This window comes from Colwellia sp. Arc7-D, assembly GCF_003061515.1.
Lineage (GTDB): Bacteria > Pseudomonadota > Gammaproteobacteria > Enterobacterales > Alteromonadaceae > Cognaticolwellia.
In genome coordinates, this window is record NZ_CP028924.1 from 3,342,624 (window position 1) to 3,362,930 (window position 20,307).

The window sequence follows — 20,307 nt, forward strand, 5'->3', positions numbered from 1 at the left end:
CAGCACAGTGATAAATGCGCTATTAATAACGTACTAACTATTTATTAAACCAAAATACTAAGCAAAAGCATAAATGAAAAATTTCACTAACATGATTCGTATTAGCCTCCTCCTCGCATTATCAACGCGCGGCTAGGTTTTATTGCTTGAAAAATAAATAGATAACATAATAAAACACTAAACCCGCGCTATTCAACGCGGGTTTTTTTATGCTCGTTATTTAGCGCAAAAACTTTTAAAATCAGGGACAAACATGGGCACTTCTAACGATAAAGTAATTATTTTTGACACCACATTACGTGATGGCGAACAGGCATTAAACGCGAGTTTATCGGTACACGAGAAATTACAAATAGCGCACGCTATTGAGCGTTTAGGTGTCGACATTATGGAAGTGGGGTTTCCAGTTTCTTCACCGGGTGATTTCCAGTCCGTACAAGAAATAGCAAGAACCGTGAAAAATTCTCGAGTTTGTGCCCTTGCCCGAGCCGTTGAAGGCGACATTAAAGCTTGTGCTGATGCGTTGAAACCTGCTGACCAATTTCGTATTCATACTTTTATATCTACCTCTGATGTGCATGTTCAGCAAAAATTGAAAAAAAGCTTTGCTGATGTACAAGCCATGGCCGTACATGCAATTAAATATGCCCGCCGTTTCACAGATGATGTTGAGTTTTCGTGTGAAGATGCTGGCAGAACCCCAATTGACAATTTATGTCGCATGGTTGAACAAGCCATTATTGCGGGTGCCACTACCGTTAATATTCCTGATACTGTGGGCTACACATTACCAAACGAGTTTGGTGGCATCATCGAAACCTTATTTAATCGTGTACCTAATATCGATCAAGCGGTTATTTCTGTGCATTGTCATAATGATTTAGGCTTAGCTGTTGCTAACTCAATGTCAGCCGTGCAAGCCGGTGCTAGACAAATCGAATGTACCATTAACGGCATTGGCGAGCGCGCTGGCAATTGTTCGCTTGAAGAAGTAGCCATGATCATGAAAACTCGCCAAGAATTATTAGGTGTTCATACACGTATTAATCATCAAGAAATTGCCCGTACCTCAAAATTAGTCAGCCAGCTTTGTAATATGCCTGTGCAATTAAATAAAGCCATTGTCGGTGGTAACGCTTTTAGTCATTCATCGGGCATACACCAAGATGGTATGTTAAAAGCCAGCAACACCTACGAAATTATGACACCAGAAAGTGTCGGCATCAGTAAAACTAAATTGAACTTAACTTCTCGCAGCGGCCGTCATGTTATTAAGCATCGTATGGAAAGCTTGGGCTATCAAGAGTCAGATTATGAAATTGAAGCCCTTTACGCTGACTTCTTAGCCTTAGCGGATAAAAAAGGCCAAGTTTTTGATGACGATTTAGAAGCCTTACTTTTTAATATTCAGCAACAAGATCAACAAGACTTTTATCAATTACAAACCGTTAATGTACAAAGTGGCGGTAGTGAGTTTGCAACGTCAAGTATCAAGCTTGCCTTAGGTGAAGATAGTAAAATTGTTTCAGCAACCGGTAATGGTCCTGTTGATGCTCTTTATCGCGCTATTAAAAAAGCCATAGATATTGAATTTGAAGTAAGCGATTACAAAATTTCAAACAAAGGTGAAGGTGAAGACGGCCTAGGCAAAGCTGACATTGTTGTATCTTGGCAAGGCAGAAATTTCCATGGTTATGGCTTAGATACCGATGTAATTAAAGCATCAGGGCATGCATTGGTTAATGCGCTTAACGGTATTCATCGTGCGATTACTATTGCCGAATTAAAAACTGAGCTTAAAACCGATTTTAAAAAAGAAGCGGCTATTGATGGCCAAAGCCAAATTTAGATAAGCGAACGTTAAACAAATTAAGGCTAACTTCAACGAAGTTAGCTGTAAATCAGATTCATTTATTAAGTAAATTTTATAGGTTAAAAAACAATATTATGTCGAAGATTGCAATATTAGCCGGTGACGGCATCGGGCCAGAAGTTATGGCACAAGCAGAAAAAGTTTTACAAACAGTTGCCCAGCAGTATGATTTTGAAATTAGTACAGCACACTATGACGTAGGTGGTTGCGCTATCGATAATCACGGTGAAGCACTACCAGAAAGCACTGTTAAAGGCTGTGAACAAGCCGATGCTATTTTATTTGGTTCAGTCGGTGGTCCAAAGTGGAGTAACTTACCACCAACAGAGCAACCAGAAAGAGCCTCTTTATTAGGTTTACGTGGTCATTTTGGACTATTTTGTAATATGCGCCCTGCGCAGCTTCAAAGTGCTATGTCTCACCTTTCACCATTACGTGCTGATATTTCAGAAGCTGGTTTTGACATTTTAGTGATACGTGAGCTAACGGGTGGCATTTATTTTGGCGAACCTAAAGGGCGAAAAAATCAAGGCCAAGAAGACGAAGCGGCTTTTGATACTATGATTTATTCGCGTAAAGAAATAAGCCGAATAGCACACCTAGCCTTTCAGTCAGCTCAAAAGCGCCGTAACAAGGTTATATCTATTGATAAAGCCAATGTATTAGCATCTTCTGTATTATGGCGAGAAGTGGTTATAGAGGTTTCAAAAGACTACCCTAAGGTTGAACTTGAGCATATGTATGTTGATAACGCTGCTATGCAATTAGTGCGCGACCCTGCACAGTTCGACGTCATGCTATGTTCAAACTTATTTGGCGATATTTTATCTGACATTTGCGCCATGATCACCGGCTCTATGGGACTTTTACCTTCAGCGAGCTTAAATGAGCAAGGTTTTGGTATGTATGAACCTGCCGGTGGTACAGCACCTGATATTGCAGGTAAAGGCATTGCAAACCCAATAGCACAAATTCTTTCTGCGGCATTAATGCTACGTCACAGCTTAAATCAAGTTGAAGCGGCAAGTGCAATAGAAAACGCGGTAGCGGCAACGCTGAGTGCAGGTAACTTTACCGGCGACTTACTTAGCCCAGAAGAGCGCCACAAAGCTAAGTCTACCAACGAAATGGGCGATATTATTTGCCAATACATTCGTGATAATAAAACAACTTCAGGAGCAAAATAGCATGGCTAGCACTTTATACGAAAAATTATGGCAAAATCATATTATCGAAGAAAAAGCTGATGAAACGCCGTTAATCTTTGTTGATCGTCATTTGATCCACGAGGTGACATCACCACAAGCTTTTGCTAATTTGAAATTTCATAACCGTGTATTACGCCATCCTGAACGTACTATCGCGACTATGGATCATAATATTTCTACCCGCTCAATTGAAATTAATGCCGCCGGTGAAGGCGCAGCAAATCAATTAAGAACTCTTGAGAAAAACTGTAAAGAGTTTGGTATTGAATTATTTGGCATGGGCCATAAAAACCAAGGTGTTGTGCATGTAATGGGGCCAGAACTTGGCTTAACGTTACCCGGTACAGTTATTGTTTGTGGTGACTCACATACGGCTACACATGGTGCTTTTGGCGCTTTAGCATTTGGTATTGGTACCTCTGAAGTTGAGCATGTATTTGCTACTCAAACTTTACGTCAAACTAAAGCTAAAACCATGCGAATTGAAGTAAAAGGCCAAGTCGCTCCTGGCATCAGCGCTAAAGATATTATCTTAGCGATTATTGGCAAAACTGGCAGCGCAGGCGCAACGGGTTATGTGGTTGAATACTGTGGTGATGCGATTGAGCGCTTAACCATGGAAGAGCGCATGACAGTTTGTAATATGAGTATTGAATTTGGTGCTAAAGCGGGCCTTATCGCGCCAGACGAAACCACTTTTGAATACTTAAAAGGCAAAGATTACTCTCCAAAAGGCGAAGTATGGGAACAAGCGGTTAATGATTGGAAACAGTTAAAATCAGACGCCGATGCGACTTTCGATACTTACTTAACGCTGGAAGCAAAAGACATTAAAACCCAAGTGACTTGGGGAACAACACCGGGTCAAGTAACCCAAGTTGATAATGTTGTGCCATCACCTGAAGACTTTTCTGACCCTGTAGAGCGCGACTCTTGTATTGCTGCTTTAAAATACATGGGCTTAACTGCCGGTACAAAAATTACCGATATCACCATCAACAAAGTGTTTATTGGCTCATGTACGAACTCTAGAATAGAAGATTTACGCGCAGCAGCAGCTGTTGCCAAAGGTAAAAAAGTATCTCCAACGGTTGATGCTATTGTAGTACCAGGTTCTTACCGTGTTAAAGCGCAAGCTGAAGCTGAAGGCTTAGCACAAACGTTTATTGATGCAGGTTTTGAATGGCGCTTACCCGGTTGTTCAATGTGTTTAGGCATGAATGATGACGTGTTAACCGAAGGCGACCGTTGTGCTTCAACGAGTAATCGTAACTTTGAAGGCCGACAAGGCCGTGGTAGTCGTACACATTTAGTTAGCCCTGAGTTAGCGGCTGCCTCTGCTATTGCAGGACATTTTGTCGACTTAACCGCTATTAACTCACAAGCTAAAGGAGCATAACATGGAAAATTTTACCCAGCATTATGGTTTAGTTTTGCCATTAGATGCAGCGAATGTTGATACTGACCAAATTATCCCAAAACAGTTTTTACAAAAAACGACTCGCACAGGTTTTGGTCAACATCTATTTAATGATTGGCGCTATCTAGATAACGCAGGCAAAGTAGATAACCCTGAATTTATTCTTAATAAGCCGCAATATCAAGGCGCAAGTATTTTGCTAACAGGTGAAAACTTTGGTTGTGGTTCGAGTCGAGAACATGCGCCTTGGGCTCTGCAAGAGTATGGTTTTAAAGTCATTATTGCTTCAAGTTTTGCAGATATTTTCTATGCAAACTGTATCAATATCGGTGTTTTACCTATTACATTAACAGAAGCTGAAATCGCTGAGTTATTCAAGCAATCAAAAGCTGATTTGCAGCACCTAACGATTGATTTAACCGCAAGTAAAGTTAAAACAGCAGATGCAGAATATAGTTTTACGTTAACACCATTTCACAAGTACTGTTTAGAGAACGGTGTAGATAGTGTTGGTTGGACGTTAAATAAAATTGATAAAATAGAAAGTTACGAAGCAAAAATGCCGGTATGGCAATAAGTCAGTAACCAGAGCCATCAGACTAAACCTCTGGTGGCTCAAATACTTTCTAACAAAGCTGCGTTTATAGGTAACACTAATTCCAAGAAGTTAAAGCATCCATAGTAAATTTTTCACCTCTAAAACTCAGTACCACTTTCTGCGGTAGTATTTCATTCAAGAGTAACTCACGACCAATATAATCGCCTTCGTAGCGATCGCGACCATTAACTCTAATCCAACCTTGGCCATCACTGGCATAAATATGCATTTCAAATGCTAACGACGGTACACCATCTTGCACCCATGCAGGCATTTGCGTAAGCGGTAAAACATCGCTGTTATCTACTTTAACTTTTTCAACAGTATTGTCACTTTGCTTAGTTTCTTCAATAGCAGATTGAAAGCTTGCCAGTAATGCGTCTGACACACCTTCTTCAGCTTCAACAACATAATTATTAGGTGTTACTTTTTTTACTTTTGGCGCTAAATTTTGTACAGGTGTTTGCTGTGTTGTTTGTAGCTCAGCTAATGGCTTTTCTTTATCAATAAACTCAACGTTAGTTTCAGCTAATTTGTTATTTAGCGCGGCAACCTCATTTTTGCTATCAATATCATCATTTCGGTTCGCTACCGTCTCTGGTATGACTTTTTCTTGAACGACAATCTTAGGATCTGCACCAGCGTTTTGAGCTATTTCATTTGTATTAGTATTAGTATTAACTAAAGTAGCATTGTTATTGATTGAAAGTGTTTGCGTTGCGTTACTTTCGACGTTACTTTCAACAGCACTGGCCAAGCTAGGCTCAGGTTGAATACCATTAAGATGGTATGTTCCCCACCAAATACCAATAACTAACACTATGCCTAATGCAGAAACTAAGCCGCCAACTTTCACAAAACTATTTTGCCACCAAGGTTTCACTTCAAATTCATCGCCTAACGCATCATGCGCAGCTTGTAGCACTATTTTACGATTAACTACGGCATTGTTACTGTTGTAAGCATTCATCAACGAGCGCTCTGCTAACAGGTTCATTAAGCGAGGTATGCCTTTACAGGTTTTATGAATTGCACTCACCGCACTTTTATCGAAAATATTACGAAAACATTTTGCCACTGACAAACGGTGTTTAAGGTATTGTTCGACTTCTTGTTTGTTTAGCGGTAATAAATGATATCTGGCCGTTATTCTCTGTGCTAACTGGCGTAAATCACGGCGTTGCAATAATTGTTGTAGCTCAGGCTGACCAATCAAAATGACTTGTAGAAGCTTTTTAGTGTTCGTTTCTAGGTTGGTTAATAATCTTAGTTGCTCTAACACTTCAGGCTGTAAGTGCTGGGCTTCATCAATAATCAACAAAGTATTGATATCGTCGCTGTGATTTTTCAGTAATTTTTGTTGAATTTTATCAGTTAGTGTTTTTAACGTAGCACCCGTTTTGCGATAGCGAATTTTTAGTTCATCACACAGCGTTGCCAATAATTCTTGGCTGGAAAGCGTTGGGTTTAGAATAAAAGCGGCTTGGGTGTTTTCTGGTAAATTTTCCATTAAACGGCGGCTAAGCGTAGTTTTACCTGTGCCTACTTCACCGGTAAGTAGGACAAAACCGCCCGTATCACCTAAACCATAAGTTAAGTGGTTAAGTGCTTCGCGGTGGCGTTCACCCATAAACAAATAATCTGGGTTTGGTGCAATTGAAAATGGCTTTTCTTCTAAACCAAAATAACTTGTATACATAGTAAATCTTAACTAATGAATCGACCCTGTGAAATTACCCTGAACGCGTTCATATGTCAAAATTCAGCTGCATTTGTGTTAGAGTTTATTGGTATAATCACCCTATATTATTTACTTATTTATTTTCAGAGGTTTAAAGCACTTAAATGGCAGATATAACCCAACAACTTAACACGTTTTTAGTCGGTGGTGCAGTTCGTGACTCGCTACTTAATCGCGCCGTTGTTGATAACGACTATGTAGTTGTTGGCTCAAGTGTCGAGGCAATGTGCCAACTTGGATTTATACAAGTTGGCAAAGACTTTCCGGTATTTTTGCACCCCAAAAGTAAGCAAGAATATGCCTTAGCTCGCACAGAGAAAAAATCAGGCCAAGGCTATACTGGCTTTAATTGCAATGCATCACCAAACGTGACCCTTGAAGAAGACCTGCTTCGAAGAGATTTAACCATCAATGCCATGGCAATGGATGAAAATGGTAAAATAGTTGACCCTTACAACGGCCAAATAGATCTAAAAAATAGAGTTCTACGTCATGTTTCAATGGCATTTATTGAAGACCCTTTGCGGGTTTTACGAGTCGCCCGTTTTGCCGCTCGTTACCATGAGTACGGTTTTACCATCGCCCCCGAAACACTTGCGTTAATGACACAACTCAGTGAAAGTAGCGAATTATTAAGTCTTTCTGGCGAACGTGTATGGCAAGAAATGCAACGCAGCTTAGCCGATGCTAACCCTGAAGTTTTTTTTCAAGTGTTATATCAATGCCAAGCATTAAAGTCGCTGTGGCCTGATTTACATAATTTATGGGGCATACCAAACCCAGCAAAATGGCATCCTGAAATTTGTTCGGGTTTACATACTATGATGGTATTAAAACAAGCAGTGCTGCTATCGACAAAAACAACCATAAGATTCGCTAGTGTTTGCCATGACCTAGGTAAATCGTTAACTGAAGATAAAACATTGCCATCTCATCCAGGACATGAAACCGCTGGCTTGCCTTTAATCGAGGAATTATGCGCTCGTTTAAGAGTGCCAACAGCATACAAAACTTTAGCGCTGAAAGTGTGCCAGTTTCACTTGCACTCACATAAAGTATTTGAATTAAAAGCCAGTACTATTTTAAAGCTTTATAACCAGCTTGATGCATGGCGTAAACCAGAAGATTTTTATGATTTTCTACTTTGTTGTCAAGCCGACTTCACCGGTCGTCTTGGCTTTGAAAAACGAGAATACCCACAAAAAGATTTTCTTTATCATGCATTTGAAAAATTAGTTCTTATCACGGCAAAACCTTTTGTTGAGCAAGGTTTAAAGGGCCTTGAAATTAAAGCTGCTATAGCAGAGCAACGCCTTGCAGTGTTGAAGCAATTCAAGCTTGAGTATATACAACAAAACAAGATTGTTTAGCTTAAGGTTACTGAGTTAACAGCACTGATTCAATAGAGCGGAGTTAACGTAATTAAATATACATAGCTTGGCTGATATCACTGAGTTAACCTCGCTGCCCTATATATCTTTAGGATAGCTACTTATCTGACTAAAACATCCTACTTATTAATACATCAGACATAAAAAAACCATATCAAATGATATGGTTTTTTAGACTTAATTTACTTTAAAATTAAAAGTTATAAGTAGCTTTCACGTAGTAGAAGCCGCCGTTGTAATCGAACGGACCACTTTCATAGTACTCTGCACCTAACTGACCGTAAGACTCTTCAGGTAACTTTTGAGCTTCTTGGTCGAAAAGGTTATTCGCGCCAACAGACAATGTAATACTGTCATTTACGAAGTAACTTACTTCGGCATCAAGAGTTATTGCTGAGTCAGCAACTTCATTCCAACAACCAATGGCACATGTATCATCTGCATGAGTTGCAAAGTACTCACCAAAGTAGTTAACACGTACAAAACTCGTTACGCTATCCCAAGTTTGTGAAATAGTGAAAGTAGCACGATGATCAGGCATACCTTCTTCTAAACGATGTACTTTACCTTCATCAGTTGTATCTGGATTAAACTTATCAACAGTTGTTTCATTCCAGTTATAAGCTAATGATAACAATGTATCACCGTCTAATAACTCCATTGAATAGTTTGCAACAATATCAACACCTTGAGTAGTTGTATCGAAGTCGTTAGCAAAATAAGTTACCGCAGAAATCAACTCAGGGTTAACAACACCAAGTGCTTCAAGTTCAGCATAATCAGCAGGTTCAACATCAATTTGGCTAGACTGAGCTAAACGATCAGTAACTTCAATGTTGTAGTAATCAAGTGTAAAGAAGAAATCACCTTCTTGATAAACCATACCACCAGCAAAGCTGCGTGATTCTTCAGGTGCTAACTCTTTACCGCCATAAAACGCAGAAAGTGGGTTCGTTGGTGGTGCTAAGAATGTTTGAATTAAATCGCCCATTACTAGTGATGTTTGCGTGTTAACAACGTTAGCTTGACCAACAGTAGGTGCTCTAAAACCTGTACTATGAGACGCTCTGAATGAAAATTCATCATTAAGCGTGTATTGTGCTGTTAGCTTATAGTTAGTTGTATTACCGAAGGTTGTGAAATCTTCATAACGTACAGCAGCGCCAAGTAAAAAGTCTTCAGTTAACTGTGCTTCAACATCAACATAAGCGGCAATGTTACGACGGTCATTACGACCTTGAGTTTCAGGACCAAAACCTTTAAAACCATGTGAACCGATATTGAAGCCTTGGTCAGAAAATGCACCCGCTTTCCATGATGCTTCTTCACCAGAAACGATTTCAAAGCTTTCTTCACGCCATTCAAGACCTGTAGCAACATTCACTGGCTCTTCTAGACCCATTTCAAAACCTTTAACTAAATCAAAGTTAAACGTTTTTTCCATTTGGATATAACTACCTGTTTGAAAATCAACAGGCGTTTCTAAACCAAGTGATGGGTTTAAAGTGTTTTTTAAATTAAATTTAGATTCGTTACGACCTACTGAACCACTTACGTCAAAATACCAACCTTCAAGCATGCCACTGTTAATGTCACCTTTAGTACCAACAGTTAATGATGTATCAGTAATATTGCCACCAAATTGTGGTGTGTAACCACCTGGGAATATTTGGTTCATTGAGAAACAGTTAGGATCGGCAACCATTGCTTGGTATTCAGTAGTATCAAGAACATTTGGAACGTTTGCAGGAACTACAGCACATGTGCGCGCTGCGCCTTGTGATTGTGCGATATCGCCAACAAGCAGTGTTTCACCACCATCAACAGAATAAACATTGCCACGGTTATGTGGGTTACGGTAGTAGAAACCACCGGTCACATCACGCTCAGAGTAGTTACCGAACATGTAGAATTCTTTATCATCACCTAAATCTAAACCAACATTACCGAATAAAGTAATGTCATCTTTAACTTCAGGATTACCCCAAATTTGGGCAGGGTCTTGAATTGAAGTATTGCCAGCGTCTGCAATGCCTTGTGCATCAGGACGTTGTACACTTCGGCTCGTTGCATCAGCATTTTTTAACTGAAAACTTAAATTTACAAAGCCATCTTTAGTAAATGGTAAACCGACGTTACCGTCTACGATCGTTTGGTCACCATCACCTTCGTAGTAAGAACCTTGTTTTACAGAGATTGAACCGCCATCTGCATCATCTTTCAATACAAAGTTCATTACACCAGCAATAGCATCTGAACCATATTGTGCTGCAGCACCATCGCGTAATACTTCAACTTGCTTGATAGCAACACTTGGTATTACTGAAATATCAGGACCTTGTGCACCATCATTAATACCACCACCTTGGAATGCAATAACTGATGCACGGTGACGACGTTTACCGTTTAAAAGTACTAACGTTGAATCAGATGGTAAACCACGTAAGTTTACTGGGCGAATTAGTGATGCTGCATCACTAATAGGTTGTGCGCGAGCATTTAACGAGGGAATTGCACCAACCAACATGTCTAGCATGTCACTTGAAGCATTTTTACCTAACTCATCACCACCAATAATATCAATAGGTACTGGTGATTCTGCTACTGAACGAGGTGCTGAACGTGAACCAATAACGGCGATACGTTCAACACTTTCTTTTTTGGCTGCTTCTTCAGCAAAACCAGCAGCAAAACTAGGAGCAGTTCCTAGTGCTAAGCCAACAGCTAAAGCTAAAGTACCTGTGCGAAATGTTGTAGACATGATATTTCCTTCCTAATATGTGTTTATGTTTTGTCTGTTATCTATTTTTATAGTTATATTTTTATCCATTAATTTAATTGCAGCAAAATTATTTCTTAATAAATAGTAGGGTGACAACTATAAATGGAATGATTATTTATAAAATAGTTAGAAGTGCTTTACAAGTAGTGTTTTTAAAGGTGTTTTAACAATGTGTGTATTAATATATTTGATATGCAACGGTAATCAGTAATTATGCAGAACATGATTAACATATGTAATCAAACTGTAACCTGCATATAGCCTTAGTTAAAGAATAAAATTCAAACAATTAAAGTGCGAAAATATTCGTATTAAAGTCATTTGAGATTGCATATTTAATCAATAAAAATAAATAAATAAAAATGAAAATAAATGTAAGAAAAAATGAACTTTTTGAAAATAGGTGAGTTACCTTAACGTAAGGTACCGATAAATAGAGGTTACAAAGGTTAATGGCTTGTTAAAAACAAACTAACAAACCGTAAAGGTAATAATAAAAAGTCAGTATTTTATTCATGTTTCATCAATAAAAAAGCTCCATGCATATGGAGCTTTATAGAAAATTAAAGTGTTTTCCTATTAGGAACTACTTTTTAATCAGCAGCTAAAATTGTTGCACTTACTTCACCAAAACCAATACGTGCTGCTCCTGCTTTTTTACACCAACCTTTCATGATTATCGCATCACCATCTTCTAAAAAGGTACGCGTTTCACCGTTAGGTAAAGTAATAGGCTCAGAGCCTGCATTAGATAATTCGAGCATTGAGCCAGCTTCTTCAGGTTTAGCTCCTGATTGCGTTCCGCTACCAAACATATCACCTGCACGTAAATTACAACCGTTAACCGTATGATGAGCTACCATCTGCGCTACAGTCCAGTATGAATCTTTAAAGTTTGATTGCGATAACTGTACTGCTTTTTGTCCAGCGTTACGCATAGCTTCAGTTTCAATTAGAACCTGTAGACTTAAATCTAAAGAGCCAAAATCTCGGTTTTTCTGTGACTCCAAGTAAGGCATAGGTTGAGGATCAGCTTCATCACGTGTCCAAGCGGCACGATAAGGCGCTAATGCTTCTGAGGTAACAATCCATGGAGAAACCGTTGAAGCAAAACTTTTTGATAGAAATGGCCCTAAAGGCTGATATTCCCAACCTTGAATATCACGAGCAGACCAATCATTGAATAAACACATGCCAAACACATGATCTTCAGCATTTTCAATACTTATAGGTGCGCCCAAGTCATTACCGTTACCAATAAATATACCGACTTCCATTTCATAATCTAAACGTTTACATGGACCAAAAGATGGCTCTGTTGCTGTCGGCGCTTTTGTTTGCCCTTTAGGACGCTTAAAATCATTACCTGAAACTTCAATTGAAGAAGAGCGACCATGGTAGCCAATAGGAACCCATTTATAATTTGGTAACAACGGGTTATCAGGTCTGAATTTTTTACCAACCGATGTAGCATGATGAATTGAAGTATAAAAATCGGTGTAATCCCCAATTTGACATGGCAAGGCATACTCAACATCAGCCTGAGCAATCAAACATGAAGTAAGCTTCGATTCAAGCGCTGAACCTTGTGTTAATGCTTGTGATAAAGCTTGGCGTAAAGCACTCCAGAATTGCTTACCCATTGACATAAAGTCATTTAGTTGCGAATCACAACATTTCTCTAACGCTAGTTGAGCATCACCATCAAAAATAGCTAATTCAAATAACGCTTTTAAATCTATTACTTGATCACCAATAGCTACACCTGCACGAAATGCGTCGTTGCCGCCTTTTATTTTAAAACTAGCAAAAGGTAGATTTTGAATTGGAAAATCGCAACTTTCAACATTAGCAGATGCTACCCAACTGATTAAGGCTGGGTTATGTGTTTCATTCAGTAAATTGGTGTTAGACATGGGCTAAACAACTCCAAAAAATAGGTAAATTACGTGTTTGCTTTTCACACGATTAAAAAGGCAATGTGCAATATTATAACAAGCGATCTGATAAAGGCTATGCCAAGAGAATATACTTGATAAACAACTGTCAACAATATGTTGCAGGCACCAGTTTACAGCCATATTACGCTGTGCATAAATAAAGTTAGTCTTAAGACTTTTAGGCCAGAGCCACATTTGGTAGAATGCTCGCGCTTTATCATCAGACGATAAACAAACACTTCACCTTGCAGGGTTCGCATGGTGAATTTACTTTCAATCTATAGCTCCTGACTTACTATCAGGCTCGCTCAATGGGTCAATAAAACATGAATAACATCACTGTTTGTGCATTATATAAATTTGTACGTTTAGAAAATTTTGAAGCAATTAAGCCGCAATTACAAAAAGTAATGGAAAACAACGCAGTTAAAGGCACTTTACTTTTAGCGTTAGAAGGCATAAATGGCACTATAGCGGGGACACAAGCCGGCATAGACACCGTATTAGCTTTTATTAATAGCGACAATCGCTTATCTGGCGTATCAACGAAGTCTTCGTTTCATCAAGAAAATCCTTTTCAGCGTACAAAAGTTAAATTGAAGAAAGAAATTGTTACCATGGGTGTTGAAGGTATAGACCCAACTCTAACGGTAGGTACTTACGTAAAACCTAAAGATTGGAATGCACTAATTTCTGATCCAGAAGTTTTATTAATAGATACACGTAATGATTATGAAGTAGAAATTGGTACTTTTGAAAATGCGATCAATCCAAACACCGAAACGTTTCGAGAATTCCCTGATTATGTGGCAAAAAACTTAGATAAAAACAAACATAAAAAAGTCGCTATGTTTTGTACCGGCGGTATACGCTGCGAAAAATCAACAGCCTACTTGAAAGAGCAAGGATTTGATGAGGTTTACCATTTAGAAGGCGGAGTTTTAAAATACCTTGAAGAAGTGCCCGAGCAAGAAACTAAGTGGCAAGGTGAATGCTTTGTTTTTGACGCCCGCGTTGCAGTCAACCATAGCTTAGAACGTGGCAAATATGATCAATGCTTTGCTTGTCGCTACCCAATTACTGACGAAGAAAAAACCAGTGAACATTATATTCAAGGAGTAAGCTGCCCACGATGTTTCGATAAATACACTGATGAACAAAAAAGTAGTTTTCAAGAACGTGAGAAACAAATAAATCTAGCTAAAGCACGTGGTGAAGCTCATATTGGTGGCGAAATAAAACAAGTTATTGCCGAGCGAAGAGCAACTAAAAGCGCGATTAAACAAGCGCAGAAAAAATAAACGTCTAATGTATCTAAAAACGTTAAATAAAATACCTGCTGAATGAGCGGGTATTTTTTTGTTTAAAAAACGGTTCAAAAAATTTTCGAACACGTAAAAAGAAAAAGCCTTAACATTTAACTGTTAAGGCTTTAATTTTTTTACTAAAAGTATATGGTGCCTTGACCCGGAATCGAACCAGGGACACGAGGATTTTCAATCCTCTGCTCTACCGACTGAGCTATCAAGGCACTGTCTTTAATGAAATAAATATTAAGTAATAATAAATTTATCTCGAAAGAGGCGACATAATATCGAGATTTAACCTCACTCGCAAGCCATTTTGTTAGTTAACCTTAACTCACGGTGATATTGAATAAAGTTAGCATAAAAAACCAACGACCAAGTGATTACTCAATCAGTTTATATCCTAGGGGATAATCTAATGGCCTCTACTAAAACTAACAGATATAGGGGTTATGAGCACTAACGTTAATAATAGAAAGTTCTGTATCAATAGCTAAAATTAGAATAACTGCGGCCATAAAAAAAGCCAGTATCAATACTGGCTTCATTTAAAGTTTGCTTAGTTGCTGTATTAACTAAATATCGCTTTCATTATCCAGAAGAAGATAATTGAAAGGCCAGCACCTATAGGTAATGTAATTACCCAAGAAATAACAATGTTACGAACAACACCTAAGTTAATCGCTGCAATACCGCGGGCCATTCCCACACCTAACACAGCACCCACTAAGGTTTGTGTCGTTGAAATTGGTAAGCCAGCGCCAGAAGCAATAACGACTGTACACGCTGCTGCTAACTCAGCAGCAAAACCACGACTTGGTGTTAAGTGCGTAATGCCTTTACCAATAGTGGCAATAACACGATGTCCAAACAATGCTAAACCAGCAACGATACCAAAACCACCCAATGGTAATATCCACCATACAAGGCTAGCTTTTTTAGCTATTTCACCACCGTTATCAACAATACTTACAACCGCCGCTAGCGGCCCTATTGCATTGGCTACATCATTTGAACCGTGAGCAAAGGCCATACAACAAGCCGTAACTACCATTAATACAGCGAATACTTTCTCTACATTGGCGTAATGCGTAGTCTTATCTGCTTTATCGTCAAACTTAAGACGTGAAACAAAGAACTTACCAACAATAGCCACAATAACAGCCACTATAATGGCAAGATAATATCCACCAGCGCCAGCAATTTCAAAGTTATAGAAACCCACATCGATATTATCTAATCCAATGTGTTTCAAACCTTTTTTAATCGTAACTAGTGATAAAACAAAACCCGCTAAAAACATATAAAACGGTACATATCGTTTCGCTTGTTCTAGTGGTTTTTCAGTATCAAATATCAGTTTTTGAGCACTGTTAAATATAATAAAAGCAATAACACCTGAAATTAACGGTGTAATAACCCAACTACCAACAATACCACCGACTTTGCCCCACGCTACAGTATCAGGGCTTATGCCTATGGCAGCAAAGCCAATAATAGCACCAACAATAGAATGCGTTGTAGATACAGGCCAACCTAAAACAGAGGCAACTAATAACCAGGTAGCTGCAGCTAAGAGTGCTGAAATCATACCAAAAACTAATAGTTCAGGAATATCGACAAATAGCCCGGGTCAATAATGCCCTTTCGAATGGTTGATGTTACTTCACCACCCGCTAAATATGCGCCAGCAAATTCAAAAATCATTGCAATAATGATGGCTTGCTTAATCGTTAATGCTTTTGACCCAACCGATGTTCCCATTGCATTAGCAACATCGTTAGCGCCTATGCCCCATGCCATAAAAAAACCTACGACAGCGGCGATCATGACTAACGTAGAGCCATGTGATAGTAAAATTTCCATGAGTTAGCCCTATTTTCTAGCCAAAAGAATTTCTAAACGTGCACCAACACGTTCGGCAAGATCAGCTAAGTCGCCAACCCAATCGATGATTTGATATAAAAACATTACATCTACGCAATTTAAATCTTTTTCAATATTTAATAGCTCTTTACGTAGTTGAATTTGCATACCATCTGTTTCATCTTCAATTTCGTCAAGTTGACTGATCATTTTAGTGACTAATTCAACTTCACGACCACGAAATCCAGTTTCTAGTAGGTCATCCAGTTCATTTATTGCGTCAGCAGCTTTTTCAGCAGCGTCAATGCTGCGTGCTACATAAGCAATGAACTGTTCTTGTAATACGGTAGGAATGGTTAATTTGCGACCAAAGATACGTCCGGCAATATCTTTTGCGCGATTGGCAATTTTGTCTTGTTGAGATAATAACTCGAGTAAATCAGCACGATCTACGGGCATAAATAAACCACCCGGAAGTTCCAATCGAATTTGACGTTTTAAGTCATCAGCATCACGCTCTAACTTCGAAATTTTATTACGCATTTTACCTGCAGCACTCCAATCTTCTTCAGTAACTGCTGCGAAGAAAGGTACAAGTTGACTACAACATTTGTGTACTATTCGAATGTGTTTTTCTAATGGTTTAATTGGCGATTTTGCAAAAATACCAATAATTGAATTTCTGGCCATAATTAATTTCCAGGAGCTTATGCTCTTTATTTTTATTCGCCGCGGATATTAAAGCATTTGAAAATTAATTCAAAGGCTTTATAACAAGATAGCGACTGTTGATAGAATGATTAGTTATTATCAGTTCACTTAAAAGTATATACCTTATTAGCTAAGTAATAACTAATTAAGCAAAACATTTTGTTTTAAGATAAGGATTCAAAATCTTCCCGAGCTGTATGACGAACCGATTTACCTTTAACAAAATAAATAATGTATTCACAAATATTTTGACAACGGTCACCAATTCGCTCTAATGCACGAGCGGACCATATAACACTCATTATTTGAGGAATAGAACGAGGATCTTCCATCATATAGGTCATCAATTGGCGCATCAGTGCTTCGTATTCACGATCTATTTTATCATCACTTTTATGCACTTTCACCGCTGCATCAAAATCCATACGGGTAAATGCATCTAAGGTCGCTTGTAAAAAAGTTAAAACATGGCGACCTAAGTTATCCAAATTTGACAATAAATCTTTATGCTTACCTGAAAAGCTCTCTAAAGTAACATTAGCAATTTTTCCAGCTTCATCACCAATACGTTCAAGATCCGTGATTGTTTTAACAATGGCCATCACCAAGCGTAAATCGCCTGCAGCCGGCTGACGTTTAGCGATAATGCGCGTACACTCATCATCAATACTAACTTCAGCATTATTAATAAGGTAGTCGTTACTTAGCACTTTTTTTGCTAATGCTTCATCAGCGTCACATACCGACGTTAATGCTTCAGCTAATTGCTTCTCGACTAAACCACCCATGTGCATAACATGATTAATAATACGTTCTAGATCTTCGTTAAACTGGCCAGAAATATGACGTCCAACATTTAATTTATCCACGGTAAAACCCTCTGTTTATCGGTTATTTTATTAACCGTAACGGCCAGTAATATAATCTTCTGTTTTCTTCTTTGTTGGTGTAGTAAATAAGGTATTTGTATCACTGTATTCAATCAAGTCACCCATATACATAAACGCCGTTTGGTCTGAAACACGGGCCGCCTGTTGCATATTATGCGTCACGATAACGACAGTAAATTGTTTCTTTAAATCGTTTATTAACTCTTCAATCGTTAATGTTGAAATAGGATCCAATGCAGATGTTGGTTCATCTAACAATAACACCTCAGGTTTAATCGCTATGGCTCGAGCAATCACCAAACGTTGTTGCTGACCACCAGAAAGCCCTAAAGCACTTTCATGTAACCTGTCTTTTACTTCATTCCATAATGCCGCGCTTCGCAATGCATTTTCCGCAGCCTCATCTAATACCCGGCGGTTGTTCTCACCCATAATACGTAGACCATAAACCACATTTTCATAAATCGATTTAGGAAATGGATTAGGACGTTGAAATACCATACCTACTTTACGACGCAATGCTGCTACATCAGTATGGCGGTCGTAAATATTTTCGCCATGTAAGTTAATTTGACCGGTAATTTTACAAATATCAACCAAATCATTCATGCGATTAATGCAGCGCAGTAATGTTGACTTGCCACAACCACTCGGTCCAATAAATGCCGTTACTTGGCCTTTAGGGATCGACATTGAAATATCTTGCAATGCCTGTTTGTTACCATAATATAAATCTAGGTTCTTAATCTCTAACGCAACTTGCTCTGGCGAAAGGTTATTAAGATCGAGCTTAACATTTTGATCTGATAAATTTTTTGGCGTAACAGAAATCATAGTGTTCTCTTTAAATCTTATTCAATAGAGGGGCATTTATGCCCGTTCATTTTTAATTATATCAATTTGCTTAATCTTGCTTTTATTTCAATGAATATTAATGCTCTAACATACGATATTTTTCTCGTAATCGGTTTCGAATAGACACTGCTGTCATATTCAAAGCTACAATAATTGTCACCAATAACAGAGCCGTGGCATAAACCAATGGTCTTGCTGCTTCAACGTTCGGGCTTTGGAAGCCAACATCGTAGATATGGAACCCTAAGTGCATAAACTTACGATCTAAATGTAAGAACGGAAAATTGCCATCAAGTGGTAAATTAGGTGCCATTTTTACGACACCAACGAGCATAAGTGGTGCTACCTCACCTGCTGCTCGCGCAATAGCTAAAATAATACCTGTCATAATAGCCGGACTGGCAATTGGTAAAATAATACGCCATAACGTTTCAGCTTTGGTAGCGCCTAACGCCAAACTGCCGTGCCGCATTGCTGAAGGAATACGTGATAGCCCTTCTTCTGTTGATACAATAACGACAGGTAAAGTTAAAATGGCTAACGTAAGTGCTGACCACATAACCCCTGGCGTACCAAATGTTGGGCTAGGCAATGTTTCAGCATAAAATAATTGGTCTAAACTGCCGCCTACCATATAAACAAAGAACCCCAAACCAAACACGCCGTATACAATTGAAGGTACACCTGCCAGGTTAATTACCGCTATACGTAAGAGTTTGGTCAAGGCGTTATTACCCGCATATTCATGTAAATAAATAGCCGCTACCACACCTAAAGGTGACACAATGACTGTCATCAACAACACCATTAACACCGTACCAAATATTGCTGGGAATACACCACCTTCGGTATTCGCCTCGCGTGGGTCATCACTAACAAAAGCAACGATTTGGCTGAGAAATATTTTAACTTTTGCAAAAAGGCTCAGTTTATTATTAAAGGTAACGTGTAGTATGTCTTCAAAATTAATAATAACTTTTTGACCATCCATAGCGCGCATAACAATTTGGTCGCGAGATATTTTTTCACGTAACGACATTAACTGTTTTTCAAGTACTTGATAATCTGCTTTTAATTCGGCTACATTAACTTTGAACTCCTGTTCTAATTCAGTAGTCAGCGTATCATCAAGATTATGTTTACGTTCTTTTAACCGGATGCGTTCAATTTGATAGTTAATCGCACCAATGTCTGAGGTTTGTAGAGTCTGAATTTCATCTTGAAAATCACTAACTCGCTCAACAAGCTCAACAAGCTCAGCCATTTTGTTCTGACCAACAGGTGCACCATCAAGGATAATGTCTTCAATATAGCCATAAAAATTACCATTAGTTCTGCGCTCTATTACCACAAGCTCTTCAGGTAAAGAGGTTTTATTAATTTGAGGTACTAATATCCAGCGAAAATCTAAACTAACAAGCTCGCGATTACCGGTCTTAATTAAAAGTCGCTCGATGGTTTCTGCAGATTTATCTATATCAAGATTTAAATGCACTAACTGTGTAACCGGTATGCTTTCTCTATCGTAAATTTCACCAATAACCGTTAAAGGCTGACCTTGCTCATCAGTCATATCAAACTGATAAATATCTGCTGGCCAGAAATAACTTAAACCCCGTGATGCAATTAACCACAATAAACCTAAAACCGATATCAGGCTTATGCTTACACCACCTGCTGACAACCACACCCAAGGCGAGCCAGACTTAAACCAATTATTCATAC

At 38.6% G+C, this 20,307-nt stretch carries 13 protein-coding genes, 1 tRNA gene and 1 pseudogene; 6 read left to right on the forward strand and 9 right to left on the reverse strand.

The genetic code is table 11. The annotated features are described in order from the left end of the window. Positions 1–253 precede the first annotated feature (253 nt). The 4 genes from leuA to leuD all read left to right on the forward strand — a co-directional run bounded on the left by leuA (position 254) and on the right by leuD (position 5,078). Positions 254–1,849, forward strand: coding sequence for a 2-isopropylmalate synthase (gene leuA / locus DBO93_RS14460; protein ID WP_108456968.1), 1,596 nt, complete (start codon positions 254–256; stop codon positions 1,847–1,849). 95 nt (positions 1,850–1,944) lie between these two features. Continuing rightward, a complete protein-coding gene (gene leuB, locus DBO93_RS14465; RefSeq protein WP_162533844.1) occupies positions 1,945–3,060 on the forward strand; it encodes a 3-isopropylmalate dehydrogenase in 1,116 nt (371 codons plus the stop codon). 1 nt (position 3,061) lies between these two features. After that, a complete protein-coding gene (gene leuC / locus DBO93_RS14470; RefSeq protein ID WP_108456970.1) occupies positions 3,062–4,480 on the forward strand; it encodes a 3-isopropylmalate dehydratase large subunit in 1,419 nt (472 codons plus the stop codon). Between the two features lies 1 nt (position 4,481). Beyond that, positions 4,482–5,078, forward strand: coding sequence for a 3-isopropylmalate dehydratase small subunit (leuD, locus tag DBO93_RS14475; protein ID WP_108456971.1), 597 nt, complete (start codon positions 4,482–4,484; stop codon positions 5,076–5,078). Between the two features lie 76 nt (positions 5,079–5,154). Here the strand turns inward: leuD and DBO93_RS14480 are convergent, their stop codons facing one another. After that, positions 5,155–6,798, reverse strand: coding sequence for an AAA family ATPase (locus tag DBO93_RS14480; protein WP_108456972.1), 1,644 nt, complete (start codon positions 6,796–6,798; stop codon positions 5,155–5,157). A gap of 146 nt (positions 6,799–6,944) precedes the next feature. Here DBO93_RS14480 and DBO93_RS14485 point away from each other — a divergent pair, with 146 nt between their 5' ends. Further along, entirely contained in the window at positions 6,945–8,210 is a 1,266-nt protein-coding gene (locus DBO93_RS14485; protein ID WP_108456973.1) for a multifunctional CCA addition/repair protein, read from the forward strand. Positions 8,211–8,424: 214 nt separating this feature from the next. On the opposite strand, the gene DBO93_RS14490 is transcribed toward DBO93_RS14485, so the two are convergent. Both DBO93_RS14490 and fahA read right to left on the reverse strand, forming a co-directional pair. Beyond that, positions 8,425–10,992 (reverse strand): TonB-dependent receptor, encoded by a 2,568-nt coding sequence (locus tag DBO93_RS14490; RefSeq protein WP_108456974.1) that lies wholly within the window; start codon positions 10,990–10,992, stop codon positions 8,425–8,427. A gap of 614 nt (positions 10,993–11,606) precedes the next feature. Next, positions 11,607–12,929 (reverse strand): fumarylacetoacetase, encoded by a 1,323-nt coding sequence (fahA, locus tag DBO93_RS14495; protein ID WP_108456975.1) that lies wholly within the window; start codon positions 12,927–12,929, stop codon positions 11,607–11,609. A 350-nt stretch (positions 12,930–13,279) separates the two neighbouring features. On the opposite strand from fahA, the gene DBO93_RS14500 reads away from it, so the two are divergent. Continuing rightward, on the forward strand, positions 13,280–14,254 hold the full coding sequence (locus DBO93_RS14500) for a rhodanese-related sulfurtransferase (RefSeq protein ID WP_108456976.1): 975 nt from the start codon (positions 13,280–13,282) through the stop codon (positions 14,252–14,254). Positions 14,255–14,408: 154 nt separating this feature from the next. Here DBO93_RS14500 and DBO93_RS14505 read toward each other — a convergent pair. From DBO93_RS14505 to pstA, 6 genes and pseudogenes are all read right to left on the reverse strand, one after another. After that, a tRNA-Phe gene (locus DBO93_RS14505) sits at positions 14,409–14,484 on the reverse strand. 347 nt (positions 14,485–14,831) lie between these two features. Further along, a pseudogene (locus tag DBO93_RS14510) lies at positions 14,832–16,126 on the reverse strand (inorganic phosphate transporter). 9 nt (positions 16,127–16,135) lie between these two features. Next, positions 16,136–16,816, reverse strand: coding sequence for a TIGR00153 family protein (locus DBO93_RS14515; protein WP_108456977.1), 681 nt, complete (start codon positions 16,814–16,816; stop codon positions 16,136–16,138). A 185-nt stretch (positions 16,817–17,001) separates the two neighbouring features. Continuing rightward, positions 17,002–17,706 (reverse strand): phosphate signaling complex protein PhoU, encoded by a 705-nt coding sequence (gene phoU / locus DBO93_RS14520; protein ID WP_108456978.1) that lies wholly within the window; start codon positions 17,704–17,706, stop codon positions 17,002–17,004. Between the two features lie 30 nt (positions 17,707–17,736). Further along, complete coding sequence (gene pstB / locus DBO93_RS14525; RefSeq protein ID WP_108456979.1) at positions 17,737–18,561, reverse strand: phosphate ABC transporter ATP-binding protein PstB; 825 nt, start codon at positions 18,559–18,561, stop codon at positions 17,737–17,739. A gap of 97 nt (positions 18,562–18,658) precedes the next feature. Beyond that, on the reverse strand, positions 18,659–20,305 hold the full coding sequence (pstA, locus tag DBO93_RS14530; protein WP_108456980.1) for a phosphate ABC transporter permease PstA: 1,647 nt from the start codon (positions 20,303–20,305) through the stop codon (positions 18,659–18,661). Positions 20,306–20,307 lie beyond the last annotated feature (2 nt).